This is a genomic window from Mesorhizobium sp. B2-4-12 (genome assembly GCF_006441575.1).
In the GTDB taxonomy this organism is placed as follows: domain Bacteria; phylum Pseudomonadota; class Alphaproteobacteria; order Rhizobiales; family Rhizobiaceae; genus Mesorhizobium.
The window spans coordinates 121,704-148,152 of the sequence record NZ_VFVC01000005.1 but is presented as its reverse complement, the minus strand read 5'-3'; the positions used below and the strand labels follow the sequence as shown (position 1 = coordinate 148,152).

General features: G+C 63.1%; 27 protein-coding genes and 2 tRNA genes. 13 read left to right on the top strand and 16 right to left on the bottom strand.

Translation table 11 applies throughout. The features are described 5' to 3' along the window. Positions 1–42: 42 nt before the first annotated feature. Positions 43–504 carry an iron-responsive transcriptional regulator RirA gene (gene rirA, locus FJ934_RS05310; protein ID WP_137934645.1) on the bottom strand — a complete coding sequence of 154 codons (462 nt, stop codon included), beginning with the start codon at positions 502–504 and terminating at the stop codon, positions 43–45. 268 nt (positions 505–772) lie between these two features. Between rirA and FJ934_RS05305 the strand changes: the two genes are divergently transcribed. The 3 genes from FJ934_RS05305 (at position 773) to FJ934_RS05295 (ending at position 3,354) form a co-directional block, all read left to right on the top strand. Further along, entirely contained in the window at positions 773–2,068 is a 1,296-nt protein-coding gene (locus tag FJ934_RS05305) for a DUF445 domain-containing protein (RefSeq protein ID WP_140607595.1), read from the top strand. Positions 2,069–2,168: 100 nt separating this feature from the next. Further along, positions 2,169–2,597 (top strand): phasin family protein, encoded by a 429-nt coding sequence (locus FJ934_RS05300; protein ID WP_140607594.1) that lies wholly within the window; start codon positions 2,169–2,171, stop codon positions 2,595–2,597. A gap of 259 nt (positions 2,598–2,856) precedes the next feature. Then, positions 2,857–3,354, top strand: a complete 498-nt coding sequence (locus FJ934_RS05295) for a MaoC family dehydratase (protein ID WP_140607593.1) — start codon at positions 2,857–2,859, stop codon at positions 3,352–3,354. 47 nt (positions 3,355–3,401) lie between these two features. Here the strand turns inward: FJ934_RS05295 and FJ934_RS05290 are convergent, their stop codons facing one another. Further along, positions 3,402–4,856 (bottom strand): MFS transporter, encoded by a 1,455-nt coding sequence (locus FJ934_RS05290; protein WP_140607592.1) that lies wholly within the window; start codon positions 4,854–4,856, stop codon positions 3,402–3,404. Positions 4,857–4,984: 128 nt separating this feature from the next. On the opposite strand from FJ934_RS05290, the gene FJ934_RS05285 reads away from it, so the two are divergent. Further along, entirely contained in the window at positions 4,985–5,875 is an 891-nt protein-coding gene (locus FJ934_RS05285; protein ID WP_140607591.1) for a LysR family transcriptional regulator, read from the top strand. A 14-nt stretch (positions 5,876–5,889) separates the two neighbouring features. Here the strand turns inward: FJ934_RS05285 and FJ934_RS05280 are convergent, their stop codons facing one another. After that, positions 5,890–7,293 (bottom strand): PLP-dependent aminotransferase family protein, encoded by a 1,404-nt coding sequence (locus FJ934_RS05280; RefSeq protein WP_181165526.1) that lies wholly within the window; start codon positions 7,291–7,293, stop codon positions 5,890–5,892. A gap of 106 nt (positions 7,294–7,399) precedes the next feature. On the opposite strand from FJ934_RS05280, the gene FJ934_RS05275 reads away from it, so the two are divergent. Continuing rightward, complete coding sequence (locus FJ934_RS05275) at positions 7,400–8,263, top strand: DMT family transporter (protein WP_140607590.1); 864 nt, start codon at positions 7,400–7,402, stop codon at positions 8,261–8,263. Positions 8,264–8,284: 21 nt separating this feature from the next. Here the strand turns inward: FJ934_RS05275 and FJ934_RS05270 are convergent, their stop codons facing one another. The 3 genes from FJ934_RS05270 to FJ934_RS05260 all read right to left on the bottom strand — a co-directional run bounded on the left by FJ934_RS05270 (position 8,285) and on the right by FJ934_RS05260 (position 10,781). Continuing rightward, complete coding sequence (locus FJ934_RS05270) at positions 8,285–9,325, bottom strand: zinc-dependent alcohol dehydrogenase family protein (protein ID WP_140607589.1); 1,041 nt, start codon at positions 9,323–9,325, stop codon at positions 8,285–8,287. 110 nt (positions 9,326–9,435) lie between these two features. Further along, a complete protein-coding gene (maiA, locus tag FJ934_RS05265) occupies positions 9,436–10,086 on the bottom strand; it encodes a maleylacetoacetate isomerase (protein WP_140607588.1) in 651 nt (216 codons plus the stop codon). After that, the gene (locus FJ934_RS05260; RefSeq protein WP_140607587.1) at positions 10,083–10,781 is read right to left on the bottom strand and encodes a fumarylacetoacetate hydrolase family protein; all 699 of its coding nucleotides are present in this window, start codon (positions 10,779–10,781) and stop codon (positions 10,083–10,085) included. Before FJ934_RS05260 ends, maiA begins: the two co-directional genes overlap by 4 nt. A 202-nt stretch (positions 10,782–10,983) precedes the next feature. On the opposite strand from FJ934_RS05260, the gene FJ934_RS05255 reads away from it, so the two are divergent. Beyond that, positions 10,984–11,667 (top strand): response regulator transcription factor, encoded by a 684-nt coding sequence (locus tag FJ934_RS05255; RefSeq protein ID WP_140607586.1) that lies wholly within the window; start codon positions 10,984–10,986, stop codon positions 11,665–11,667. Between the two features lie 126 nt (positions 11,668–11,793). Here FJ934_RS05255 and FJ934_RS05250 read toward each other — a convergent pair whose 3' ends face one another. Further along, entirely contained in the window at positions 11,794–13,134 is a 1,341-nt protein-coding gene (locus tag FJ934_RS05250) for a hybrid sensor histidine kinase/response regulator (protein ID WP_140607585.1), read from the bottom strand. A gap of 14 nt (positions 13,135–13,148) precedes the next feature. Beyond that, positions 13,149–14,318 carry an FIST signal transduction protein gene (locus tag FJ934_RS05245; protein ID WP_246671437.1) on the bottom strand — a complete coding sequence of 390 codons (1,170 nt, stop codon included), beginning with the start codon at positions 14,316–14,318 and terminating at the stop codon, positions 13,149–13,151. Between the two features lie 274 nt (positions 14,319–14,592). Here FJ934_RS05245 and FJ934_RS05240 point away from each other — a divergent pair, with 274 nt between their 5' ends. The 4 genes from FJ934_RS05240 (at position 14,593) to FJ934_RS05225 (ending at position 19,775) form a co-directional block, all read left to right on the top strand. After that, positions 14,593–15,096: a (2Fe-2S)-binding protein gene (locus FJ934_RS05240; RefSeq protein WP_140607583.1), complete on the top strand. Its 504-nt coding sequence runs from the start codon at positions 14,593–14,595 to the stop codon at positions 15,094–15,096. A gap of 116 nt (positions 15,097–15,212) precedes the next feature. Continuing rightward, a complete protein-coding gene (locus FJ934_RS05235; protein ID WP_140607582.1) occupies positions 15,213–17,564 on the top strand; it encodes a xanthine dehydrogenase family protein molybdopterin-binding subunit in 2,352 nt (783 codons plus the stop codon). A 12-nt stretch (positions 17,565–17,576) separates the two neighbouring features. After that, entirely contained in the window at positions 17,577–18,374 is a 798-nt protein-coding gene (locus FJ934_RS05230) for a xanthine dehydrogenase family protein subunit M (protein ID WP_140607581.1), read from the top strand. 378 nt (positions 18,375–18,752) lie between these two features. Continuing rightward, positions 18,753–19,775, top strand: coding sequence for an acyltransferase (locus tag FJ934_RS05225; protein WP_140607580.1), 1,023 nt, complete (start codon positions 18,753–18,755; stop codon positions 19,773–19,775). A gap of 75 nt (positions 19,776–19,850) precedes the next feature. Here the strand turns inward: FJ934_RS05225 and FJ934_RS28295 are convergent, their stop codons facing one another. The 8 genes from FJ934_RS28295 to FJ934_RS05190 all read right to left on the bottom strand — a co-directional run bounded on the left by FJ934_RS28295 (position 19,851) and on the right by FJ934_RS05190 (position 24,522). Next, positions 19,851–20,132: a hypothetical protein gene (locus FJ934_RS28295; protein ID WP_246671436.1), complete on the bottom strand. Its 282-nt coding sequence runs from the start codon at positions 20,130–20,132 to the stop codon at positions 19,851–19,853. Then, complete coding sequence (locus FJ934_RS28290; RefSeq protein ID WP_246671435.1) at positions 20,129–20,338, bottom strand: hypothetical protein; 210 nt, start codon at positions 20,336–20,338, stop codon at positions 20,129–20,131. Before FJ934_RS28290 ends, FJ934_RS28295 begins: the two co-directional genes overlap by 4 nt. Positions 20,339–20,402: 64 nt before the next feature. Continuing rightward, positions 20,403–20,891 carry a GNAT family N-acetyltransferase gene (locus FJ934_RS05215; RefSeq protein ID WP_140607579.1) on the bottom strand — a complete coding sequence of 163 codons (489 nt, stop codon included), beginning with the start codon at positions 20,889–20,891 and terminating at the stop codon, positions 20,403–20,405. Further along, complete coding sequence (locus FJ934_RS05210) at positions 20,888–21,646, bottom strand: copper homeostasis protein CutC (RefSeq protein WP_140607578.1); 759 nt, start codon at positions 21,644–21,646, stop codon at positions 20,888–20,890. Before FJ934_RS05210 ends, FJ934_RS05215 begins: the two co-directional genes overlap by 4 nt. 178 nt (positions 21,647–21,824) lie before the next feature. Continuing rightward, on the bottom strand, positions 21,825–22,256 hold the full coding sequence (locus tag FJ934_RS05205) for a cupin domain-containing protein (RefSeq protein ID WP_140607577.1): 432 nt from the start codon (positions 22,254–22,256) through the stop codon (positions 21,825–21,827). Positions 22,257–23,463: 1,207 nt separating this feature from the next. Next, complete coding sequence (locus tag FJ934_RS05200) at positions 23,464–23,718, bottom strand: hypothetical protein (protein ID WP_181165525.1); 255 nt, start codon at positions 23,716–23,718, stop codon at positions 23,464–23,466. 279 nt (positions 23,719–23,997) lie between these two features. Beyond that, a complete protein-coding gene (locus tag FJ934_RS05195; protein ID WP_140607576.1) occupies positions 23,998–24,291 on the bottom strand; it encodes a hypothetical protein in 294 nt (97 codons plus the stop codon). Between the two features lie 156 nt (positions 24,292–24,447). Beyond that, a tRNA-Asn gene (locus FJ934_RS05190) sits at positions 24,448–24,522 on the bottom strand. A 219-nt stretch (positions 24,523–24,741) separates the two neighbouring features. Here FJ934_RS05190 and FJ934_RS05185 point away from each other — a divergent pair. The 3 genes from FJ934_RS05185 (at position 24,742) to FJ934_RS05175 (ending at position 26,339) form a co-directional block, all read left to right on the top strand. After that, entirely contained in the window at positions 24,742–25,002 is a 261-nt protein-coding gene (locus FJ934_RS05185; RefSeq protein WP_140607575.1) for a hypothetical protein, read from the top strand. Positions 25,003–25,506: 504 nt separating this feature from the next. Further along, positions 25,507–25,580, top strand: a tRNA-Cys gene (locus FJ934_RS05180). Positions 25,581–25,670: 90 nt separating this feature from the next. After that, positions 25,671–26,339 (top strand): protein-L-isoaspartate O-methyltransferase, encoded by a 669-nt coding sequence (locus FJ934_RS05175; RefSeq protein ID WP_140607574.1) that lies wholly within the window; start codon positions 25,671–25,673, stop codon positions 26,337–26,339. Positions 26,340–26,449: the final 110 nt, after the last annotated feature.

The following is a 26,449-nucleotide window of genomic DNA, read 5'->3' as shown; positions in this document are numbered from 1 at the left end:
TGGCCCAAACCGTGTGCGACGCGAAAAGCGTATAGCCTTCCGCTATGCGGCCGGCGCGCGGCGCTCTAGCATGTCGATGCCGAGCAGGTTGCGCACATTCGGCCGCGCCGCCACGAGGTCGGCGATCGTGTAGCGGGCCAGCACGGCGAAGAAGGCGTTGAGCGCCTCGCGCAACGCCGAATTCAGCGCGCAGCTGTCGACCAGCGGGCATTCGGCGGCGTCGTTCTCGAAACATTCGGCCATGGCGAAGCTTTCCTCGGTGACGCGCACGACGTCGAACAGGCTGATCGCCTCGGCTGCGCGGCCAAGCCGGACGCCGCCATTCCTGCCGCGCACGGTCTCGACAAGGCCGTTCTCGACCAGTGGCTGCAGGATCTTGAAAAGGAAAAGCTCCGATACGGAATAGGCGGCCGCGATCTCTGGAATGCGGCTCAACCGGTCATTGTTGGCGGCACAGTACATCAGGATGCGCATGGCATAGTTGGTTTGGCGCGTTAGCCGCATCTTGTCCTCGCTAGGCGCTGGCGCAACCCACGCCAGATTCCAAAACTTTGCCGCGCGGCTCCCATCCGGAATTCGAATTCGCCACGCTGGCCTCGATCCGAATATGGCTTATACCTTGGAATAATTCCAGACTGCCATCGTTTGATAGATGAATATTCTCGTCAACTTTATGTGCGCAGTGGAGCGAAAAGCTTAGGAAAACGGTCGTCGCGGGCATTTTGGCGGCCGAAGCACTAGATAGGCTGGGATCGACGAGGAGCGGCTCATCATGTCTCAATCGGCCCAGTCCCTGGCGCCCGTCCGTTTCGACACCGACGCGGCCGCCAAACTCTCCGCGCTGCGGCGAACCAAATTCATCGCCACGGCCGCTCTGGCGCTTTGCGTGCTGGTGTTTGCGCTGGCCAAGTCGTTCCAGGGCACCTATCCGTGGCTGGGGTTCGTCGCTGCCTTCGCCGAGGCGGCGACCATTGGCGGCCTCGCCGACTGGTACGCGGTGGTGGCGCTGTTCAGGCGGCCGCTCGGGCTGCCGATCCCGCACACCGCCATCATTCCGGAAAACCAGAACCGCATCGCCGATAATCTCGGCCGCTTCATCGAGGTCAACTTCCTGGCGCCGGAACCGGTGCGGGAAAAGCTGGCCGAGGTCGATTTTTCAGCGCTGGTCGCCGACTGGCTGGCCGACGCCGAGCGCGCCGCCGGCCTGTCGCGCTTCGTCGTGCGGCTGGTGCCGCAGACGCTTGCCGCCGTCGAGCAATCCGGATTGCGCGGCTTCGTCACCAGCCGCATGCTCGAGCAGATCGAAAAGGTGCCGTTGGCGCCACTGGCCGCCGAACTGTTGTCGGCACTCACCGATGACCGCCGACACCAGAAGCTGTTCGACGAATTCATCAAGGTGATCGGCCGTTTCCTCAACGATGAGCAGGCGCTGGCGACGATGCGCGAGAAGATCCGCGAGGAACTGCCATCGCTGTTCAACCTGTTCAGGGCCGACGCCTATCTGCTGAAGAAGATCGTCGCCTCCGCGGGCTCCCTGCTCGACGAGGTCCGGGCCGATCCCAACCATCCAATGCGCGCCGAGTTCGACCGATTCGCGCAAGGCTTCGTCGAGCGGCTGCGGACGTCGAAGCAGTATGCCAGGCGTGCCGAGAAGATGAAGCACGATTTCCTCGCCAGACCGGAAGTCAGGGCGCTGGCCGGCGATATGTGGGAGAGCCTCAGCCTGTTCATCGAACAGGACGCCAAGGCGCCGAATTCGGTGATCCGCGCGCATCTCGCCAACATGTTCGTCGAGGTCGGGCGGCACCTTGCCGGCGATGCGCAGATCCGGGCCGACATGAACCAGGGGTTCGTCGTGGCGCTGGCCTCCTTCGTCGAGAGCCAGAAGAGCGGCGTGTCGAAATTCATCGCCGATCAGGTCAAGCGCTGGGACCTGGCGCAACTGACGCGGCTGATCGAGATGAACATCGGCAGGGACCTGCAATATATCAGGTTCAACGGTATGATCATCGGCGGGCTGGCGGGTATCGTGCTCTACACGATCGAGCTGCTGCTCCCGGTCAATTGATGCGCCTCGATCGCCAGCCTGTGTTCGAAATGGACATGTGGCTTCCCAGTGCTATTCTCCCCGTGAGGGCACCATCGGCGCAACATGGGGAGAAGACATTATGGCAAAGCAACCGGAATCCGATTCCTTCATGGACATGTTCGGCAGATTCGGCCGCGACCTGAAGATGCCCAACGTCGATGTCGAGGCAATCCTTACCCATCACCGCAAGAACCTCGAAGCCCTTGAGAAATCGGCGCGCGCCAATGCCGCCGGTGCATCCTCGGTGCTGTCAAGACAACGCGAAATGCTGCAGGACACGCTGCGCGAGGTTGCCGACATGGCGCAGAGCTACCGGGCGCCGGGGAACCCCCAGGAACTCCTGGCCAAGCAGACGGAGTTCGCCAGGAAATCCTTCGAGGCCGCCCTGAAAAATGCCGGTGAAGTAGCCGAACTGGCGAGGGAATCCGGCACCGAATCGATCGATATCCTGCGTGCGCGCATCAAGGAGGCGATGGAGGAAATCCGCGCCGGCTATGGGCAGAAGTAAGGCTTTGATGGACTGCGGTTCCGCCTTCGTCCGGGGGCGCCGGTTCGCAATCCCGCAACCTTGCGCATAGTTGCACCAGCGCAACGCTATCGCTCGCGCCCGTTCTTGACGGTCAGAAAATCCGAATTCGACCTGCCATTGCAAGGCAAAGCATGGCACGAATCGGCCGGAATTCGGCGGAACGGATTCATGCGCGACGAATTGACAGAAGCACTCAGTTCGTGGTCCGGAGGCGCTGCAAGCTATCGGGAAAGCAGGAATGACTGAAATACGGCCTAAAACGCCGCCGACCTACGAGCAGTTGAGGACGATGTCCGGGCAGGAGCTCGGCGTCTCGGAATGGACCACGGTCGACCAGAACCGTATTAACCAGTTCGCCGAATGCACCGGCGACCATCAATGGATCCATGTCGACCCCGAACGCGCGCGGCGGCAAAGCCCGTTCCGCACGACGATCGCGCATGGGTACCTGACGCTGTCGATCATCGGCGCGCTGGCGCTCGGTATGGGCATCGTGCCGGAAAATACGCAGGCCGCTTTCAATTACGGCTTCGACAAGGTGCGCTTCCTGGCACCGGTCAAGGTCGGTGCGCGCATCCGGCTGCGCACCACGCTGCTTTCCATGGAAGACAGAGGGCCTGGCCAATACCTGATGAAGGCCGCCAACACGGTCGAGATCAAGGGTGAGGAGAAGCCGGCGCTGACGGCGGAAACGCTGGTCATGCTCTATGAGCGCCGCAAGCGGGCAGGGGCCTGAGCGGTGTCCGCCCGCACAATCAGCTGGCCGACAACCGCGTAAACAGGTCACGCAATCCCGGGCTGTGGACGGCCGGAAATGCGCAACGAGAAGAGCGCAAGCACCAGCGCGACCAGCGCCAGGGCGGTTGACGTCTCGAAGGTGACCTGCATGCCCCGGGCGGCCGAAGCGGAACTCAGCAGGTCCTGACCTGTTCCTTGCCGAGTGCCGGCCGATGCAACCGCGAATATGGCGCCCATCAGAGAAGCGCCGGTGATGAGGCCGAGATTGCGCGACAGGTTGAGCAGGCCTGATATGACGCCGCGCTCGCTGGCACCGACACCGCTCATGACAGCCGCGTTGTTGGATGTCTGGAACAGGGCGTAGCCGAAGCAGGTGACGGTGATCGGACCGACATAGCTGGCAATGCCGACCGTCGTCATGGCGAGCGACAGAAGGGCTGTACCCGTGGCGAGGCTGATCAGGCCGGCGACCATCATCCTGTGGGCACCAAACCGATCCGAAAGCCGCCCGGCCAGCAGCGCCGACAATGTCGAGACAAGCGGCCCGGTCGAAAGCACCACGCCGACCATCGCGGCATCCAGCCCCAGCCCCCGCGACAGATAGAACGGGGCGACGACCAGGGTCGCCATTATCACCGTGGCGACGATGAGGCTCATGGCCAGGCTGGCGCTGAGCCGCAAATCACGGAAGCTGGCAAGCTGGACCAGGGGGGTGTTTACGCTCCGCTGCGCGACAGCGAACAGCGCAATGCCGAGGGCGGTGACAGCCAGCAGGCCGATGTTGAGCGTTCCGAAATTACCCCGGCCAAGCGTCATGGCCATCGCATAGGCGGCCAGCGTCAAGGCCAGCAGGACGGTGCCTGTCGCGTCGAACTTGCCTTGAACAGGTTGCGCCGTCTTGTTGCCGGCAGGCAGGGCTCGCCAGGCGAGGGCGAAGGTCAGGAAACCCAGCGGGACATTGATGAGGAAGATCGCCCGCCAGCCGAGACCGGCGATCAGCAAGCCGCCGAGCGAGGGGCCAAGTGTCGTGCCGATGGCGGACATGGCGCCCAGCAGGCCCATGGCACTACCGGTCCGGTCCTTGCTCACGGTCTCCGTGACGAATGCCAACGTCAGCGCCATCATCAGCGCCGCGCCAAGTCCCTGCATGGCACGAGCCGCGATCAGTAGCCAGAGCGTCGGCGCGAGCCCGCAGAGCACCGATGCCGATGTGAACAGCGCGATACCGCCAAGCAGCAACGGCCGGCGCCCGAACATGTCGGCCAGTCGCCCGGCGCTGACGATCAGCGTGGTGATGGCAAGGAGATAGGCAAGAACCACCCATTGCACGGCCTGAAATGGCGCACCGAACACCTGCATCAGCGAGGGCAGCCCGACGCTGGCAATGCTGGTTCCCAACGATGACAGCAGCGTGGCGAGCGACAGGCTTGCCAGTGCCCAGCCGGCGGATTTTTGTGAAGTTGATATCGGCCTCTCCCGATTTTGCTCAGCGACTGGCATGGCGATCTCCTTTGCGCTTGCTCCGAACCGAAGCTGTTGGAGATCTAGTCTTGTGGCTGATATGGCGGAAGGCGCAGCATTTGCATCATATTCGTGCATGAGACGCCACATCATGTTATGAGCCATTGATGACGTCGCCCGATCTCAATCTGCTCTTCGCACTCGACGCCTTGCTGGCGGAAGGCAGCGTGGCCCGGGCCGCGCGCCGTCTGCGCCTCAGCCCCTCGGCGATGAGCCGGACGCTGGCGCGGCTGCGCGAGGCGACGGACGATCCTCTGCTGGTTCGCGCCGGGCGCGGGCTGATGGCAACACCGCGCGCGGAGGAATTGCGGCACCAGGTCGGCCGGGCCGTCCAGGACGCGGAGGCGCTGCTGCGTCCCGCCAAGCGGCTTGATCTCCCGCGCCTGGACAGGGTCTTCACGCTGCGTACCAATGAGGGTTTCGTCGAGGAGTTCGGGGGCCGCCTTGTCGCCCGCGTCGAGGCCGATGCGCCTGGGGTGCGGCTGCGTTTCGCTGCGAAGTCCGACAAGGATGCGATGTCGCTGCGCGACGCGGCGATCGACCTGGAAATCGGTGTCGCCGGCGAAACCGGACCGGAAGTGCGCATCCAGGCGCTGTTTCGCGACCGCTTCATCGGTGCCGTGCGAGCAGACCATCCCTTGAGCGAGGGCACGGTGACGCCCGAGCGCTACGCGGCGGGCCGGCACATCAGCGTTTCCCGGCGTGGCCGCGAGAAGGGGCCGATCGACGAAGCCTTGGGCACGCTTGGCCTGCAGCGGACGGTCGTGTGCATGGTCTCGGGTTTCTCGGCGGCACTCGCCCTGGCACGCGCCTCGGACCTGATTGCCAGCGTGCCCGAACGGCACACTGCCGGCGCGCGGGCCGGGATGCACAGTTTTGCACTGCCGGTCGCCACCGTGGAAGTCACCATTTCCATGCTCTGGCACCCGCGCCTGGATGCCGATCCGGCGCAACGCTGGTTGCGTGAGTGCGTGCGGGAGGTCTGCGCCGGCCGCTGAGCGAAGCAGCGAGGTCAGTGCGCCATCGCCCTTTCAAGCACTTTGAAAATCCGCTCGTCTCCGCACTGGGCGACGTTGAAGCGCAGGAAACGGCTCGCTGTCTGCGACAGGCTGAACGAATTGCCTGGCGCCAGCACGACATTGTCGGCCAGGGCGCGGTGTGCGACTTCTGCTGCGTCAACGCCATCGGGCAGGCCGCACCACAGGAACAGGCCGGCCGGCTGGTCGATCCAGGGCGTGATGCCGATTGCCTTCAGCCGGGCGCCGGTCTCGACCATGGCGCGCGCAAGCTTCGCGCGCAGCAAATCCATATGCTTGCGGTAGCTGCCATCCTTCAGCAGCATCAGCACCAGTTCGGCCGCCAGCCGTCCGCCGCCGAAAGTCGTCGCGATCTTGAGGTCGGTCAGGCCCTCGATCCAGTTGTGGGGCGCGGCGATGAAACCGCAGCGGATCGACGCCGACAGCGTCTTGGAGAAACTGCCGATGTGGACGACGCGGCTGAGACCATCGAACGCCGCCAGCCTCGGGGCAGGGGTGTGTTCGAAATCGGCGAAAATGTCATCCTCGACAATGGTCAGGTCCGACTGGTCGGCGAGCTTCAACAGACGGTGCGCGGTGACCGGCGACAGGATCGCACCGGTCGGATTGTGGATGGCGGAGTTGGTGATGTAGAGGCGCGGCCGGTGTTCGGCCAACGCCTGCGCAAACAGCTCGATATCCGGTCCTGACGGCGTATAGGGAACGCTGACGACCTTGGCGCGATGGGCGCGCAGCAAGGCGTGGAAATTGAAATAGCAGGGATCATCGACCAGCACCGTGTCGCCAGGTTCGATCAGGAACCGGCACAGGAGATCGATGGCCTGCGTGCCCGATTCCGTCAGCATGATCTGTTCGGGGGAGGCTTCGATGCCATACCCGGCCATGCGGCGCGCCAGCAGCTGCCGCAGCTGCGGCAGGCCAAGCGGCGTTCCGTAATCGGCAAGCGCGATATCTTCGGCACGCGCCACCGTGCGCAGGGCGCGGCGCAAGCCGGCCTGGGGCATCCAGGAGGCCGGCAGCCAGCCGCAGCCGGGTTTCAGGGCCTCGCCGCTGGCATCCAGCGACTGGCGTGACACCCAGAGCGGATCGACGGCACGGTCGAGCCGAGGACCGATCTCGGCCAGCGACAACGGCGCCAGCGATCCGGCGGCGTAGAAGCCGGAGCCCGGCCGGGAGCGGATCGCGCCCTCGGCGGCGAGCCGCTCATAGGCTTCGACGACGGTGGACTTTGACACCTGCATGGACTTTGCGAAGGCCCGGATCGAGGGCAGTCTGGCTCCCGGCGTCAGACTGCGCGCGGCAATCCGCTGACGGATGGTCGCCATGACGCTCTCCACCAGAGTTTGTGCGCCATTGGTTTCGAAGGCGATATCCGTCATCCGTACTGCCCGATTGACCATTACAGTTTCGCGAAATTGTACCCCATTGTCTCTGGCTGCACCATGGACTTCCGGCCGATAGAGGCAAAAGAAATAGGAGCCTGCAATGGACAAGACCGCGAGCGGTTGGATGAATGGACTTATCGGCGTGCTGATCTTCAGCGGCTCGCTGCCGGCGACGCGCGTGGCGGTCGCGGATTTCGATCCAACATTCCTGACATTTGCCCGGGCGGCGATTGCCGGATTGCTTGGCCTGGCGATGCTGCTTCTGTTCCGGCAGAAACGTCCGGAGCGCGGGGATCTGCTGTCTTTGGTGATCGTCGCGCTTGGGGTGGTGGTCGGTTTCCCCCTGTTGACCGCGCTGGCGCTGAAGCACGTCACCTCCGCGCATTCCATCATCTTCGTCGGCCTGCTGCCGTTGGCGACCGCGATCTTCGGTGTGTTGCGCGGCGGCGACCGTCCCCACCCGGGCTTCTGGCTGTTTTCATGTCTGGGCAGCGCGCTGGTCGCGGGTTTCGCCCTGGTCCAGGGCGTGACCGCTTCACCGGTCGGCGATGGTCTGATGCTCGCCGCCATCATCGTCTGCGGGCTGGGCTACGCCGAAGGGGCCGCGTTGTCGCGCCGGCTTGGCGGCTGGCAGGTGATCTGCTGGGCGCTGACGCTGTCGCTGCCGATCATGCTGGTGCTGACTTTCGCGACGCTGCCGCAGTCCTTTGCCGATGTCGGCTCCCATGCCTGGATTGGTCTCGCCTATGTCTCGCTGTTCAGCATGCTGATCGGCTTCGTGTTCTGGTATCGCGGCCTGGCGCAAGGCGGCATAGCGGCGGTCGGCCAGTTGCAGCTGCTGCAGCCTTTCTTCGGCCTTGCGCTGGCGGCGACCCTGCTGCACGAGAAGGTCAGCCCGCTGATGATCGTCGTCACGCTCGGCGTGGTTCTTTGTGTTGTCGGTGCGAAGAAATTCGCGCGGTAGTTCGGGAAGAGATTCCCGCACCTAGAACTTCGTCACCACCCCAATCCCAATACCCTCGAAGCCGCCCATCGCCATCAACGCCGCCGGGGCTTCGTCAAGGCTGATCTTCTTGCCGACCAGAAGTTCGGGCTTGAGCTTGCCGGTGCGGATCATCTCCATCAGTGCTGGGTAGCGATAGGCCTGCATGCCGTGGCTGCCGAGGATTTCGAGCTCGAAGGCGATTACCTTGTCCATCGGGACTTGCGGGTGGGCGTGCTCGCCCAGCATCAGGCCGACCTGCACGTGGCGGCCGCGCCGGCGCAGATTGGCGATCGAGTTGAACGATGTCGTGGGGTGGCCGAGCGCGTCCATCGACATATGCGCGCCGCCATTGGTGATCTGCTTGACCGCTTTGACCACATTCGGCGTCGTCGAGGCGTTGATAGTGGCGACCGCGCCGATCTTCCTGGCGAAGTCCAGCTTATCGTCCGAGAGATCGATGCCAATAACATTGGCGCCCATCGAACTGGCGATCATGATCGCCGACAGGCCGACGCCGCCGCAGCCGTGCACCGCTACCCATTCGCCCGGTTTCACCCGGCCCTGATCGACGATGGCGCGGAACGAGGTAACGAAGCGGCAGCCGAGGCTGGCGGCGGTGGCGAATTCCATCTCGTCGGGCAGGCGCACCAGATTGGTGTCGGCATGCTCGATGGCGACATATTCGGCGAAGGAGCCCCAGGCATTGAAGCCGGGCTGGGACTGGTGCTCGCAGACCTGGTGATTGCCCGACGTGCATTCGAAGCAATGGCCGCAGCCGACGGCGAACGGCACCGTGACGCGTTCGCCCGCTTTCCAGCGGGTGACATGCTTGCCGGCGGCAACCACGACCCCGGCCAATTCGTGGCCCGGTACATGCGGCAGGCGGATATCGGCGTCATGACCCATCCAGCCATGCCAGTCGCTGCGGCAGAGCCCGGTCGCCTCGACCTTGATGACGACGCCGTCGGTTGTCGGCTTCGGATCGGGAACGGTCTGGATCGTCGGTGCTTCGCCGAATTTCTCGAAGACGATGGCTTTCATAGGTAACTCCACCCTTGAAACGGCATACGCTACCGGAAACGATAGACGATTCCCTGACCGGTCAAGCGGAAATCGATTCCGCCAGAGCGGCAGCAATTCCGCAGGCTTGCCTATTCGGCATCGATCTGGTTCTGCGGCGCAGCTTTCTGGAAGGCTGGCAGCGCCATGCAGGCGGCGTTGATGCGCGCGATGGTCGGGTAGGGCGCCAGGTCGACACCGAAGCGCGCATTGCTGGTGACCTGTGCCGAGAGGCAGATGTCGGCCAGCCCCGGCGCTTCGCCATGGCAGAATGTTCCGGTCCACGGCGAGGAGGCCAGAATCTTTTCAAGCGGCCCGAAGCCTTCGTTGACCCAGTGGCGGAACCAGTTGGTGATGTCCTGGTCGCCAGCGCCGAAAAGGGTGCGCAGCGAGGTCAGCACGCGCAGATTGTTCACCGGGTGGATGTCGCAGGCGATCATCTGCGCCAGCATCCTGACACGCGCCCGGTCCGACGGATCCTTCGGCAGCAATGGCGGATGGGGCTGCGTCTCGTCGAGGAATTCGATGATCGCCAGCGATTGCGTCAGCATCATGCCGTCGTTCCATACAATTGTCGGGACCAGCCCCTGCGGATTGAGCGCGAGATAGGCGGGCTCCAGATGCTCGCCGTGGCGCAGGTGATGCGGGACGTAGTCATAGCTCAGCCCCTTCATCTCCAGCGCGATCCGCACCCGGTGTGAGGTGGAGGAGCGATAGTAATTGTGCAGGACGATGTCGCTCATGATCCGGGCTGGCCGATGGCGATCTCGATCGTACCAATGCCATCGACGCCGCCGGTCATCGTCTCGCCCGGCTTGACCGCGCCGACACCGGCTGGCGTGCCTGTGAAGATCAGGTCGCCCGGTTGCAGTTCGACTGCCTCGCTGCAGATCGACACGATGTCGGCCACCGGCCAGATCAGTTCGGACAGATCGGCATCCTGTTTCACCGCGCCGTCGACTGCGAGCCAGATACGCCCCTTCGCCGGGTGTCCGGATTTCTGCGCCGGAACCAGCGGGCCGCAGGGCGCGGAGCGGTCGAAGGCCTTCGACCAGTCCCATGGCCGCGCTGCCTTCTTGGCGGCATCCTGCAGATCGCGGCGGGTGAGGTCGATGCCGACGCCATAGCCCCAGACATGGTCCAGCGCCTTGTCGCGGGCGATCCAAGAACCGGCTACACCGATCGCGACAACCAATTCGATCTCGAAATGCAGGTTTTCGGTCAGCGGCGGGTAAGGGATCTCGGTGCCGGAATCGACGACCGCATCGCCGGGCTTGGTGAAGAAGAAGGGTGGGTCGCGCTCGTCATTGCCGAACTCGCGGGCGTGCGCGGCGTAATTGCGGCCGACGCAAAAGATGCGCCGCACGGCAAAACGCTGGGCTGAGCCACTGACGGCGACAGAAGGCGTTGGCGGCACGGGTAGGACGAATGCGGTCATGTTGAACTCTAAAATAGATGTAGGAAGGCGGCACCTTCGGCCGATTTCGAGAGCCGGGCAAGCGCCGCATTTGGCGCGGCAGCACTTCGCAAAAGGTCGTACAAGGAATCCAGATGGCGGCGGTATACTATTTGGCAATAATCCGCTCGTGATCGCGGGGCTACCTTATGCCGCAAACTGAACGGGGCTCGAAACCAACGCCATGACGTCAGCCACTGATCGCGCCCGGTTTCTGATCATCGACGATCATCCGCTGTTTCGCGAGGCGCTGCACAGCGCCGTGCAGATGGCTTATCCCGAGGTCGACACGGTGGAGGCGCGCTCGATCTCGGAAGCGCTCGATCTTCTGGCCGACGCAAAGCCGTTCGACCTGGCGCTGCTCGACCTCAGCATGCCCGACGTGCACGGGTTCGACGGGCTGTTGCAACTCAGGACCCGCCATCCGCGCCTGCCGGTGGTGATCGTGTCGGGCTATGAGGAGCCGAAGATCATTTCGGAGGCACTCTCCTACGGCGCCGCCGGCTTCATCCCGAAATCGGCGCGCAAGAGCGACCTGGCCAATGCCATCCGCTCGGTGATGGACGGCGCGATCTATGTGCCGGAAACCTATGAGGGCCAGCCGCGGGACGCCGACAGCAGCAACCGCGCCGACATGGTCCAGCGCCTGTCGACGCTGACGCCGCAGCAGTTGAGGGTGCTGCAGATGCTGCGCCAGGGCCTGCTCAACAAGCAGATCGCCTACGAGCTGCAGGTCGGCGAGACCACGGTCAAGGCGCACGTCTCGGAGATATTGCGCAAGCTCAATGTCTATAGCCGCACGCAAGCGGTGATCGAAGTGTCGAAGCTCGACAATGCGGAGTTGTTTCGCGATCAGGCGGGGTTTTAGTCTTCACCCTTCCGCTCATGGGGAGGGTCGATCCGGGAAGCGGAGCAGGGTGGGAGTGCCACGCGGCGCAATGTCGTCATCCCCCGGCGCTATGCGCCGATCCTCCCATCGAGGGTGAGTAGGGAGCTAAGCCAGCAGATGCGCCAGAAGCGCCCTGAGTTGTGCCGGCTTCAGCGGCTTGCGCATCAGTTCGATGCCGCCGGCCCGGGCCGCCTTCGCAACGTCCTCGGAACTGTCGGCGGTGATGATCAGCGCCGGCACGGCGCGGCCGAGATAGTCGCGGACCTCCGATATTGTGGCGGTGCCGAGATCGCCGTCGTCGAGATGCTGGTCGGCGATGATGATGTCTGGAACCCAGTCGGTGTCGCCGAGCAGGTCGAGCGCGTCATCGGTCGAGGTCGCGGATCGCACCAGGCATTGCCAGCGCTCGAGCAGGAAGGTCATCGCCTCCAGCACCTCGGTGTCGTTTTCGACCAGCAGCACCTTGGTCCCGAACAGGCCGTAGCCGCGAGGCCGCTCCAGGCCGGCGGCGCTGGCGATGGCGTCGGCCCGCGCGCCGATGCCGACGGGGACATCGATATGGAAGATCGTGCCGCGTCCGACCTTCGATGAAAATGTCACGGGGTGGCCAAGCGCGCTGGCCATGCGGCGCACGATGGCCAGGCCGAGCCCAAGCCCGCCGCCGTCGAATTCGGCACCGGCCTGCGAGGTGCCGCGATGGAATTCCTCGAACACCGCCTCGCGCTGATCCTCGGGAATGCCGCAGCCTGTATCGGCGACATCGATGCGGATCGTGTCGCCGCGATGGCGTGTGCCGACAAGGACGCCCCCCGAACGTGTGTAGCCCAGCGCGTTGGACAGAATATTCTGCAGGATACGGCGCAGTAGCGTCCGGTCGGAGCGGACCACGGCATTGACCGGGCGGAATTTCAGCGACAGCCGTTTCATTTCCGCGACCGGCTGGAAATCCGAGCGCAGCGACGAGAACAGCGCCTCGAGGCTGACGTCGCCGATGTCGGGCCGCACCACGCCGGCATCGAGCTTTGAAATGTCGAGCAAGGTGCGCAGCAGGTCCTCCATCGTTTCCAGCGAGCGCTCGACCTGCCGTACCAGCTTCCTGCCCTCGTCGCTGGTCTGCACCTCGGCGAGCGCCGAGACGGAGAGGTGAGCCGCGTTCAGCGGCTGCAGCACGTCATGGCTCGCGGCTGCAAGGAACCGTGTCTTGGAGAGGTTCGCCAGCTCGGCGTTCTCCTTGGCGGCGCTGAGGTCGATGTTCGACTGCTCAAGCCGCCGCAGCGTCGAGTGCAACTCCTCGGTGCGCGTACGCACCCGGTTTTCCAGCGAGATCGCCGTCTGGAACAGCGAGAATGCATTGCCCTGCTGGTCCATCGACCGCTCGACGCGGCTGACCAGGGCGGCGTTGATCTTCTTCAATTTTTCGAGATCGGTTATGTCCCTGAGCGGCATCTTCTTCCGCCGCCCTATTCAGCCGCTTGGCGGTCACCGAACGCTATGCCGGTGAAAGTCTGGTTGAGGTGCATTGACCGGTACTGCTCGCCATAGGTGCCGAAGCCGATGACATTGTTGACCCGGTAGAGCTCCGAAATGTCGCGAAAGACCTGCCGGTTGCGCGCGTCGAGGCGGCGCAGCACGCAGTCGAAGCCGAGGATCAAGTCGATGCCGCCCAGCCTCTCCTCGACCTCGCGCAACGCCGCGCGCGTCGATTCCACCATGTCCTTGGGCTGCGCGATCGACAGCACGATACCGTCGTCGATGGCGCAGAAGAACGACAGCGAGCCATCGGCGTGCATCCTCTGGATCGAACGGCAGTAATATTCGCCGCCCACCTTCACCACCACTGGATGCGAAGCGAAGCTCAGCGGCGTCAGGGTCTGCGGGATGATGCCGACGGAAGCGGCATATTCCTCGGCCGCGTTGGTGGCGTTGAACTGCCGCACGATACGGTGATCGGCATCGGACGCCGTCACCACCAGCTTCTCGTCGGTTGGAACGAAATTGTCGGTCTTGAAGACATGAAACGGAATTTCCGTGGCGATCAGCACAATGATCGCGCTGTCGGAGGTGACCTTGCCATCGGAGATCAGGCGCGTCGTTTCGAATTTCAGATCGTCGCCGGCCGAGCCGCCGAGCAGCGGGATGTCGTCAAGGCCCCAGTGGATGGCGGAGCTGACCGCTTCCTCGGCATAGGACAGCCCGTCGATGAAGCAGAGGGCGAAGGTATTCCCCGTCCTCTCGCCGCCGACCCGGCCGCGCAGCGTGCGCCGAAGCGCCTCGACCTCGCCGGTGATGCTGTCCATGCCCGAAGAGGACAGGTTGTCGACCATGGCGCTGACCGCGGTGAACGAGGCCGAAGGAAGCAGCATCGCCAGCATGTGGCCTTCCTCGAGCCCCTGCGGCGTGATCTCGCCGGCAGTGGAACAGCCGGCATGATGGAGCCCCGGTGCATGGACCGAAAGCGCCCGTGACAGAGCGCCGGCTTCGACGAGACTCTGGGAAAAGAACAGGAGGGCAAAGCCGGCGTCGATCGCGGCGGCCTCTGCGGCCACCGCGCGTGCGAAGGCATCCGGATCCGGCTCGTCCGTGGTCAGCGCCGACAAGCCGCATGCGTAGCGCGTCCGTGAACTGGCCAGCGGCGTTCTCCCGCATTTCCTCCAACGCTGTTTTATGCGCGGCTGTTACAAGCTTCTGGCGCGCAGCGTCGAAGGCATTGTTGCTTCCAATCGGCGGTTTGGCAATGGGGGCGAGGGGCGCGCACCTTTGGCCTTGGCCATGACCGAAAGTACAATGATCCGACTTTTCCGTCGCGCTGTTTTTTGCCGGTTATGCGGTGTACGAATGCGCATGGCCGAGTGCCAGCGGCGCGTCGGCAGCGTGATGACCAAGGTTGATATCCAGGGAGGATTCATGTCGGACGTTTCGTTGATGGTCAACGGCAGGCGGGTCAGTGGCGTTGCCGAGGACCGAACGCTGCTGGTTCACTTCCTGCGGGAGAATCTTGGCCTGACCGGCACGCATGTGGGTTGCGATACCTCGCAATGCGGCGCTTGCGTCGTCCATGTCGACGGGAAGGCCGTGAAGTCCTGTACCATACTTGCCGTTCAGGCTTCAGGGTCGACCGTTATCACTGTCGAAGGTCTCGCCAACGGCGCCGACCTGCATCCTGTCCAGGCCGCGTTCAAGGAATATCACGGCCTGCAATGCGGATTCTGCACGCCAGGCATGATCATGGCGGCAACCGACATGATCAACCGCCACCCAGAGGGCCTCGACGAGGCGACGGTGCGAGCCGAGCTCGAAGGCAACATCTGCCGCTGCACCGGCTACCACAACATCGTGAAGGCGATCCTGGCCGCATCGAAGACGATGTCGAAGGGCGCCGCCAAGGGCAAAGCGAAACAAGCTGCGTGAGACTTAGGGCATTAAGGGAGTAGGGCAGTAAGGCAGTAGGAATTGGGAGCCGATTTTTCCTACTGCCTTACTTCCCTACTGCCCTATTCCCCTACTTTTTCGGGAGGATTTCTGCAATGGGCATCGAAGGTGTTGGCGCTCGCGTGGCGCGCAAGGAAGACAAAAGGTTCATCACCGGCGCCGGCCGCTATGTCGACGACATGGTGGTTCCCGGCATGAAGCATGCGGCCTTCGTGCGCAGCCCGCACGCGCATGCACAGATCAAGAAGATCGACGTCAAGAAAGCACAAGGCATGCCGGGCGTCATCGGCGTCCTGACCGGCAAGGAGCTCAAGGCTGACGGCATCGGCAATCTGATCTGCGGCTGGATGATCCATTCCAAGGACGGCACGCCGATGAAGATGGGCGCATGGTCGCCGCTGGCCGTCGACAAGGTCCGTTATGTCGGCGATGCGGTCGTGGTGGTGGTGGCGGAAACCAAAGGCCAGGCGCGCGACGCGGCCGAGGCCGTCGAAATCACCTACAAGGAATTGAAGGCTGTCGTCGATGCGACCAAGGCACTCGAAAAGGGCGCGCCGCAAATCCATGCCGAGGCCGAGAACAATCTGATCTTCGACTGGGAGATCGGCGACGGCAAGGCGACCGATGCGGCGGTCAAGGCGGCCGCCCATGTCACCCGCATGAAGATCGTCAACAACCGGCTGGTGCCGAACGCCATGGAGCCGCGCGCGGCGCTCGGCCACTACGACAAGGCCGAGGACCACTACACCTGCTGGACGACATCGCAGAACCCGCATGTCGCGCGACTGGTGATGAGCGCGTTCTACAACATCGCGCCGGAAAACAAGCTGCGCGTGATCGCACCGGACGTTGGCGGCGGGTTCGGCTCCAAGATCTACATCTACCCGGAAGAGATCGTCTGCCTGTGGGCTTCCAAGAAAACCGGCGTGCCGGTGAAATGGGTCGCCGACCGCACCGAGAGCTTCCTGTCCGACGCGCATGGGCGGGACCATGTCTCGACTGTGGAAATGGCCTTCGACAAGGACAACAGGATCACCGGCCTGAAGGTCGACACGATCGCCAATCTCGGCGCCTACATGTCGCTGTTCTCGTCCTGCGTGCCGACCTATCTCTACGCCACGCTGCTGTCGGGCCAGTACGACATCCCGGCCATTCACGCCAATGTGCGCACCGTCTATACCAACACGGCTCCCGTCGACGCCTATCGCGGGGCGGGGCGGCCGGAGGCGACCTATGTGCTGGAACGCACGATGGAAGCCGCCGCGCGCGAGCTCGGCGTCTCCCCCGCCGAACTGCGGCGGCAGAACTTCGTCACCTCCTTCCCGCACCAGACGCCGGTGATCATGAATTATGACGCCGGCGACTATGGCGCATCGCTCGACGCGGCGATGAAGACCGCCGACTATGCCGGCTTTGCCACACGGAAAGCCGACGCGGCCAAGAGAGGGCTGCTGCGCGGTATCGGCATGAGCTGTTACATCGAGGCCTGCGGTATCGCGCCGTCGGCCGCGGTCGGCTCGCTCGGCGCCGGCGTCGGCCTGTGGGAATCGGCCGAGGTGCGCGTCAACGCGGTCGGCACCATCGAGGTGCTGACCGGTTCGCACAGCCACGGCCAAGGCCATGAGACAACGTTCGCACAACTCGTCAACCAGCGCCTTGGGGTGCCGATCGACAGCGTCTCGATCGTCCACGGCGACACCGACAAGGTGCAGATGGGCATGGGCACCTACGGTTCGCGTTCGGGCGCGGTCGGCATGTCGGCGATCGTCAAGGCGCTCGACAAGGTCGAGGCCAAGGCCAAGAAGATCGCCGCCCACCTGCTCGAGGCCGACGAGGGCGACATCGTCATCGAGAACGGCGCACTGAAGGTCGCCGGCACCGACAAGAACGTGCCTTGGTTCCAGATGGCGCTTGCCGCCTATACCGCCCATAATCTGCCGGCCGGCATGGAACCGGGGCTGAAGGAGACGGCGTTCTACGATCCGTCGAACTTCACTTTTCCGGCGGGCTGCTACATCTGCGAGGTCGAGATCGATCCGGAGACCGGGACAACCGAGATCGTCCAGTTCGTGGCCGCCGACGATTTCGGCAACATCATCAATCCGATGATCGTCGAAGGCCAGGTGCATGGCGGCATCGCCCAGGGCATCGGCCAGGCGCTGCTGGAAGGCGCCCATTACGACGCCAGCGGACAGCTGCTGACGGCGAGCTACATGGATTATACCATGCCGCGTGCCGGCGACCTGCCGTCGTTCAAGGTCTCGACGTCGAATACCCCATGTCCCGGCAATCCGCTCGGCATCAAGGGCTGCGGCGAGGCGGGCGCCATCGGCTCGCCGCCGGCGGTCATCAATGCCATTACCGATGCCATCGGCATCACCGACATCGCCATGCCGGCTTCGCCGTCCACCGTGTGGGCCGCGATCCGCGCCGCGACGAAGCACTGAGGAGGAACAACCATGTACTCGGTCAACTATCACCGTGCCGCCTCGGTCGCCGATGCCGCGAAGCTGGTCAAGAGCGGCGATGCCAAGCTGCTATCGGGCGGCATGACTTTGATCGCTGCCATGAAGACGCGGCTCGCGGCGCCCTCCGATCTCGTCGATCTGTCGCGCATCAAGGAACTGCAAGGCGTCAAGGTATCGGGCAAGACGATCACCATTGGCGCCGCCACGACGCACTATGACGTCTCCAACGACGAGAAGCTGCGGAAGGCCTGTCCGGCGCTTGCCAATCTGGCGTCGCTGATCGGCGACCCGGCGGTACGCTACAAGGGCACGATCGGCGGCTCGATCGCCAACAACGATCCGGCGGCCGACTATCCGGCGGCGCTGCTGGCGCTGGGCGCTACCATCATCACCAACAAGCGCGAGATATCAGCCGACAAGTTCTTCAAGGGGCTGTTCGAGACGGCCTTGAAGGATGGCGAGATCATCACGGCGGTCTCCTTCACGGCGCCTGCGAAAGCTGCCTATGAAAAGTTTCGCAACCCCGCCTCGCGCTACGCGATCGTCGGCGTGTTCGTGGCCAAGGGCAAGGACGGCGTCAGCGTCGCCGTCACCGGCGCCGGCGATGACGGCGTCTTCCGCTCGAAGGAGATCGAAGCAGCACTGGCGAAGAATTTCGACGCCGCTGCGCTCAACGGCGTCAAGGTGCCGGCCAAGAACCTGATGAGCGACATGCACGCTTCCGCCGACTACCGCGCCAATCTGATCACGGTCATGGCCAAGCGCGCGGTGGCGGCGGCCAATGCCTGACATTAGAGCGGCTCATCGTTTCCACGAAAACGCCGAACCGCTCTATCCCGTGGTTTGACGCAATTCCTGACGGAAAACCGCTTCACACTTTTCCTGGCATTGCTTGGCGGTTGCAGACAAGGCAAGGGGGCCGTCGCAGGCCCCTTTTTCGCGTATGCGGCGGCCTGTAGCTGCCCCAGTTCCCGATGGAATGGCTGCAGCGCACTATCCTTTTGCCTGAAGCAATTCCGACCCGTGCCTGCCTCGGACCTGCGTCGGCGGCAATCTCGCACTTGCACAAACTTATATTGCACTGCAGTATGGGTTGGGCGGGAATGCGAGCCGGGTTCGGAATGCGTATCGCCGTGCCCTTTCGCATGCCAATGCGAAGGGATCGGCATGTCCGAAATTTCCGCGACCCATATGGTTCCGTCCCGATCCGTCGTCGACAGATCGGCCAGAGCAAGACTGGCCTATCTCGATGGCTGGCGCGGCCTGTCGATCGCCCTGGTGCTGATCGGGCATTTTTTCCCGGTTCCAGGGATCAATCTCGGCGTGCTGGGCGTCGAATTCTTTTTCGTCCTCAGCGGTAGGCTGATGGCCGAGATCCTGTTCATCGAACGCTACCCGCTGAAGAAATTCTTCAAACGCCGTTTCTCGCGCATCTATCCGGCGCTTCTGGTCTTCGTCGTCGCTGCCATGGTCGCGCTCTCCGGCACATTCGTCGCCTTCAAATGGAAGGCGGCGCTGACGGCGCTGACCTTCACCTACAACTACGCCGGAATTCTCGTCACCCGCGCGGGGGCGCTGGACCATATCTGGTCCCTCTGCGTGGAGGAGCACGCCTATGTGATCCTGGCCCTGATCAGCGCGACCGTTGTCAGCCGCGATCGCGTCATCCCGCTGCTGCTGGGGCTGGCCCTGCTCGCCATGGCGAATGGCGCGGTCTCGTACTGGGCGTTCAAGCTGGACTACGAGGCCACTTACTGGCGAACCGATGTGCACATCGCATCGATCCTGCTGTCAGCCTCGATCTGCCTGCTCAAGGCCGACGGCAGGCTGCCGGCGGTGTTGAAGGGGCCTTATGTCGCTCCGTTGGCGGCTGCGACCGCGGTCTTGCTGTTCATGGACGCAGTGCCAACGCCGATCCACTATCTCCTGGCGGTGCCGCTCCTGGCCCTGGCCGTCAATGCGCTCGATTTCAGCACTGGCTACCTCTGCGGATTGCTCTCGGCCCTGCCAATGACGATGCTCGGCCTGTGGTCTTATTCGCTCTATCTGTGGCAGCAGCCATTCTACAAATTCGTTTATGAGCAAGGCAGCAACCCGTGGCCGATGCTGGCCGGCGTTTTTGCCTGCGCACTCTGCAGCTATTACGTCATCGAGCGCCCGGCACGCGAATGGCTCAACCGCAACTGGTGAATGGAGCAGCTGCAGCAGATTGGGTTGGCCGACCTGCAGGGTTGTCCAGACGGCCGGCCGACTTTCATGGTAAAACTAAACGGATCGACCTCTCTTCTTCTCGAGCAGATAGCGCCGCAGACCCGCTTCGCCGCGCGGCGTGGTCCAGCGATGATTCCAGGCGAACGCCGGTCGCAGCAACGGGGCGAGGAATTTGAGGATCGGCCTCTCGACCGTGACTTGCCAGGTCAACCGGACATGTGTGCCGGTGTCTGATGGCGACAGTTCCGCGCGCCACAGCCCGTCGAAATCGCCAAGGGTTTTCACCACGACCAGCAGGGCGGGTTCAAGTTCCGCGGCCTCGATGATGAAGTTCAATTCTTGGGCAGGGCGCCGCGCGCCCTTGCCCTTGCACGCGAACCGATGGTCGCCTTGCCCTTCTTGTCGAGCGGCACCACCTCCTTGTAGACATCTCCCCACCAGAGCGGCAGCAATTCAGCATCCGATAGCACCTCCCAGACCTCCTGCGGCGTGCCTTCGGGAATGTGCCAGTTTTCGTCGAAGCGGAAGACGTTGCTTGGCATCGCGGTTCCTCCGTTGGGAACCTTATATTAGGTGTGGCTTCTTTATGTGGCCAGCGCCATCAGGTCAGGCGACGATCGGCTTCACGTAGTAGCGTACCGCTTTCTTGCCGCCATGGATCACCGCGTCGCCCACCTCGGCAAAGCCAAGGGCGGCGTGAAACGCATCCGAGGTGGGGTTGGGCGGGTCGGTGTTGACCTCGCAGGTGACCAGCGTGTGGCCGGCGCGCCGTGCATGATCGAACAGGTCCTGATAAAGCCGACGTGCATGGCCGCGGCCCCTTGCATGCACCGCCACGACGACGCGATCGACATAGATGAAGCGTTCGTAGCGTTCGCGGAACCAGACGAAGTTCGGGCTGTCGTAGTTCGCTTCCTGGTCGAAGGTCATGATGAAGGCTTCGAGATCGCCGATGCGGCGCGCGTAGAAAGCCTCACCGAGCAGGAACGACAGCCGCTCGGCCTCGAGCCATGACAATTCGGCGGCATGCTCGTTGTTGAGCGCCAGTATGGCCGCTTCGTCGTCCTGCGCTATGCGGTCTATCGGAGAGGTCATGCTTTGGCCGCCGCGATCGTTGCCGCCACCAGCGGTGTATCGGTCAGTGTGTTGCGATATTCGCGGTCGAGGTCGGAGCCGCCCATGCCGACCTTCGGATTGCGGTAGCGCATGGCGCTCGGCACGTCCTTGAGGGCCGCGAAATGCATTTCGGCCAGCCCTGTCTTCGCGCGCACCTCGGCGATATTGCCGAGATCGAGCCCGCCGCAGCCCAGGATGATGATACGGTCGCCGGCCTGCCGCACCAGATCGGCCAGTAACGGCAAGCCTTCGATCGCGGTGTCGCGCTGGCCACTGGTCAGCACGCGACCGATCTTGCAGCGGATCAGCGCTTCCAGCGCCTCGATGGGATCGCGCGTCATGTCGAAGGCACGATGGCAGGTGACGTTCAGGGAGCCTGCGGCCTCTGTCAGTTCGCCCATGCGCCTCTCGTCGACGGTGCCGTCGGCGTTCAAGCAGCCGAACACCACGCCGGGCACACCGAGATCACGCAGTGCCGCGACATCGGCGAGCATCGAGCGGTACTCGGTCTCGCTGTAGAGAAAATCGCCACCGCGCGGCCGCACCATGACGTGGAACGGGACGGTTGCCTGGTCCAGCGCGGCGCGCACCGTGCCGAAGCTCGGCGTGATGCCGCCTTCGACAAGGCTGGCGCACAACTCGACCCGGTCGGCGTCGGCAGCTTGCGCGGCGAGCAGGCCATCAATGCCTTCGACACAGATTTCGATCAGCGGCGGGCGAGTTTCTGCGGTCAAGGGGCGATCCGGTCCATGATGGTGTGGAAAGCCCTAGCACTCGGGCGCGCGGCGCGAAAGCGTGAGCAGTGCGCCGCCATTTGGACCAGATGACATTTCCCTTCTTGACAGTTTTGCCCATGAGGACACGGGAAGCGTCTGGCGCTTGCCGTCCCGCTTTCCGGGCATGGCTTGGTAGCTACTGACGCAATTCCGTATTCTTGGCCCCTTCCTCGACCTGATCGATCACCAGGAGCTTGACCGGGCCGTCGCCGATATTGGTGGCCTGATGCCACTGACCGATCATTTCGATGATGAAATCGCCTGTCTTGTAGGTGTTGCTGTTGCCGGTCTCGACATTGGTGACCTTCAAAGTGCCGGCCTCGACATAGGCGTAGCGGGGGAAGGGGTGCCGGTGCACCGGCAGGGTCGCCCCCGGCGCGATGTCGTAGGTCGACACCAGCACCTGGACATTCTTCTGCGGAAGCGTGATCGGCTGGCCGGAAGCGGTTGCCGTGCGTGATGCAAGCGGAGTGACAACCACCGGGGTTCCGCCGCTGTCCAGCGCAACGGCGCCGGTTGCATAAAGCGCGGCCGCGACCAGTAGTGCCGGTATCAAGATTTTCCGCATGATTCCTCCCGAAGCCGCGCCACCATCGCGCGGTGGGCACTTGCGCGCAAGCGCGTCGCACAAGCATCTACGACGGACTGCTGATCAATCTCCTGTTGCTCGCCCTTTCCCAATTTCGTCATTTGAGGGCGAACGCGAAGGCCGCTCAACCCAGACCCGATGGCGTTGCAATTGCCGAGGCGCCAACCGTTGGAAGCACCAATCGCTGACGGTTTAGTCTCGGCTTCCAGCCCGTCGCCGAATTTTGACCGCAGGTGGCGGCGGCGCGATCGCGGGCTGGCGCTGACGTTGAAAGGCCAGCTCGGCAACCGACGTCAGGTTGGGTGTGTGGCGGAGGCTGCCGAGCTGCACCGGTGGTGTGAGTCACCGGCAACATTAGTGTTAACTAATCTATATTGGCGCGCGTCATCCAATCGACGGATGAGGGCAATGCGCCGCCCGCATAGACTGATACGTGTAGTGCGAAATTGCGCTACGGAGCGCCAGTTGAGGAGTGTCCCCCCTCTACACGTTTTTAGTCTGGCGCATTGGCCCGTTGCGCACACCGCGCGGCGGGCCATTTCGAATAGTCGTATGCCGATAGCGGCCCGACAGCCTGTTGGGGTAAATTAGCACGGGCCGCCGGGCCTGACCGGCCAGGGCCTGCCGGCTGAGTCGAAGCGTAATATTAGCAATCCCGCATAAGAACACCGTGGAGGCGTTTTCCAATCAATATCTGTTTCATTTCGATACAAAGACACAGGCATCCATCTTGCACCGAAGTCGCTGCCGGTTGACCCCGGTCCTGATCGCGCACTTCCGATCAGGTTGTAGGCTCGCCGGGCTTGAGGTGTTGGGTCTTCGCCCGGCGGGCTTCCTCTCAGTTTCCCATGGCAACTGGTCAAAGTCGGGCTTCTGCCTCGTGCACGGTAGACGTCTTGGGTAATGTAGCTGCATCTGGCCTTCTCCGGGACGCAGGCAAGGGGCGGAATTCCTGGACATCGGTAAGGCCTCCACCTTAGAAACTCTCCATCACAGAGGTTTTCACAGCCGTTTACATGAAGGGACAGCCGGCCATTGCAGCGGCGACCACCTGCGCATGCTCGGTCGACCGTGCGGCACGCGCGTTCAACGTCCATTCAGATGATGTAGGATCGGCTCTTGAGTGCGATATTCTACGCTGCTTGCGGCGGCACATTGCTCCCGCGATATCTCCATGGACTGCGCGCTACTTATCGATGGAAGGGCCGCCCGGCTGTTTAGGGTCATTCTCCATGCCCAGCCCCATCTTGTCGGCGAAGCTGAAAGCAAAAACTCTTCCACGATTTTCGTCTGTGACACGAACCCATTTTCTCTTCCAGGTTCGCAAGGTCACGTCACGGCCGACGGCCTTGGACGCGGCCTTCAATGGACTGATGGCACGCGCCTGATGCACGGCCAGGACTTTGTTCATGTCCATTTCTTCGACAAGATAGATCGCCATCTTCGGAGCCTCCCCAATCCCCGGTTGCATATTCGCGCAACTTGAGCGCGCGCGCAAGCAGGCCCCTATGGGAAGCGCTTGACGGTCGATCCTCGCGCAGCCTCATCCCTGCACCGCCATTCTCCGGAATGAACGCGATGCCGGCTGAGATTTACGTCTCCCGCACCCCTGCCAGCGCTGTGGCCAGCCTCAAGGTCGTTCGATATTGCCCTGTATCCAGAGAGGCCCCTAAACGACCGGCGGACATTCTGTACGGGCCACCCGCGGGCAATCCGCCGATCAGTTCGGAACCATGGGCGAGGGCTCATCGCATCGATAGACCATGCATTGACCGTCACCCGTCGGAACATAGGCAACCATCGGCACGTAAGGAGCGTCGCACTCATTGCCGAATTGGCGGACATAGCGATCGTAGGTGTTTGGCCCGGTGGTCAGCACCGTTGCATGCTGGCTCTGGATGAGCGCCTGGGTTTGTGCGCAAGTCATTTTGCGCGTGTCCGGCCGAGCGCTGGCGAAACTTGTAGCGGCAATCGTCATCGCTGCCGCGCAGAGCACGATCTTGCATATCGACATGGCGGCATCCTCGCGGCACATCCGGTCAGCAAAGTCGCATCATGCGATGCAGTTCCGCAATGGTCGCGCTGTCACGATGCAGCGAGCCAAGCCGCCGGAAAACAGCGGCCGGCAGCCGCGCCTGTTGCGCCGAAACTCTCAAATGCTTAGAAATGTTGGCTCCCCGGGCCGGATTCGAACCAGCGACCAACCGGTTAACAGCCGGTTGCTCTACCACTGAGCTACCGGGGAACAGAGGCTCTTCAGCAAGTGGCGCAGCCTATAGCAAACCCTTTTCGGCTTTGCAAAGAAGCATTTCGTATTTTTACGACACTTTTTCACGCGGCGCTTTCTCGCAATCGGCGGTGTTCGCTCTCATATTAGCCGTCTGGCGACCGGCGCGGAACCGAAATGGCGGTCGCGGCTTTCGTAAACAGGCATTCTCGAATCACCAGAGGGCAGCCATTGGCGATGACGGCAGCAGACGAAAACCGGTTACCGGCGCGAAAGATCTCGGTTTTCGGGCGCGAGTTCACCATGCCGCGTTCGCGCGGCCTCAGAATCACGATCGGTTTCCTTTTGACCATCGGCGGCATTCTCGGTTTTTTGCCTATCCTGGGCTTCTGGATGGTGCCGCTCGGATTGCTGGTGCTCTCCTATGAATTCGCCATGGTGCGCCGCCATCGTCGCCGTTTCGTCGTCTGGTGGGAGCGGCGGCGCCGGCCGGATTGAACGGCAGGCGCGCCTTTGACCGCGCCGCGCTTGTCCGCGTTATGCCGGGCTGCAGATTTTCGCGATTCGGTTCTACGGCCCGCGCTTCTTTCCAGATCCCAGCGAATCTCCTTGAGAACGGCGGCGGCGGAAGCGAGGCGCGCGGTCGCGTGGCGAACGCCGGCTGGTCACTTCTATCGCGGTACAGTCGATGGCGTGACGCAGCAATTCCTCGCATCCCGGTCGCGGCAAGCCGCCCCAGGCATCCGTCGCCGTGTCCAGGCTTGCCGGTCGCATAGCATAGGCGTCCTCCTCATTCCTCTACCGCGGCCGGGGCTTGGAGTTTCTCGTCATCGCCTGCTATACATAACGAGATGCTAATGTGTGTCGTGGGCGCAGTGGTCCGCGACGCCGCATGCGGAGGTTGGATTGATGCAGAGGGAAACCGCGCCGAATGCGCGGTGGCCGCTTGACGGCATTTTCGCCGCAACCTATTGGAACCGGGTGGAACGCCGGGAGCAACGAGGCCTCGTGGCGGAGTGGTTACGCAGAGGACTGCAAATCCTTGCACCCCGGTTCGATTCCGGGCGAGGCCTCCAATGCCCGGGCTCCCGCGCGCCAGCGCGGGAGCTTGATGTTCCGGTCGAAATGAACCGCGGTTTTGACGCGGCAAGCGGATTGGTTGGAACATGAACGCTGATTTCTCCGAACGTCGGGTCAAGATGGTCGACGGTCAGGTTCGCACCACCGACGTCACCAGCGCACCGCTGCTGGAAGCCATGCTTGTCGTGCCGCGCGAGATTTTCGTCGGCGCCCCCCAGCGCGATCTCGCCTATATCGACGAGGATATCCGCATCGCGGACGGCGCCGGTGGCGCTCGCTACCTCATGGAACCGTCGCCGCTGGCCAAACTGATGCAACTGGCCGAGATCAGTCCCACCGATTCGGCGCTCGATATCGGCTGCGGCACGGGCTACGCCTCGGCCATCCTGTCACGGCTGGCAAGGTCTGTCGTGGCGCTCGAAAGCGAATCGACGCTGGCCGAAACCGCCAAATCGTTACTGTCATCCCTTGGCTGCGGCAATGTGACCGTGGTTCAGGGTCCGCTGGCGCAAGGCCATGCCGCCGCCGCACCCTATGACGTCATTTTCATCGGCGGCAGCGTCGCGAAAGTGCCGGCAACGCTGCTCGACCAGCTCGCCGAAGGTGGTCGACTCGTCGCGGTGGAGGGACAGGGCAATTCCGGCGTGGCGCGACTATTTTTCAAATCTGGGGGGATTGTAACCGGAAGAAGGGCATTTAATGCGGCAATTAAGCCACTACCGGGGTTCGAACGTGAGCGTGCTTTCGAATTCTGAATGATTTGGCCTTGCAGCAAAGGCTTTGTCATGGTCGCTTGCATTTGAACAATCGTTGCCGGTCCCGAACTGGGGGCACTTCGGGCCGAGCGACAGGGAGCATCAAACAC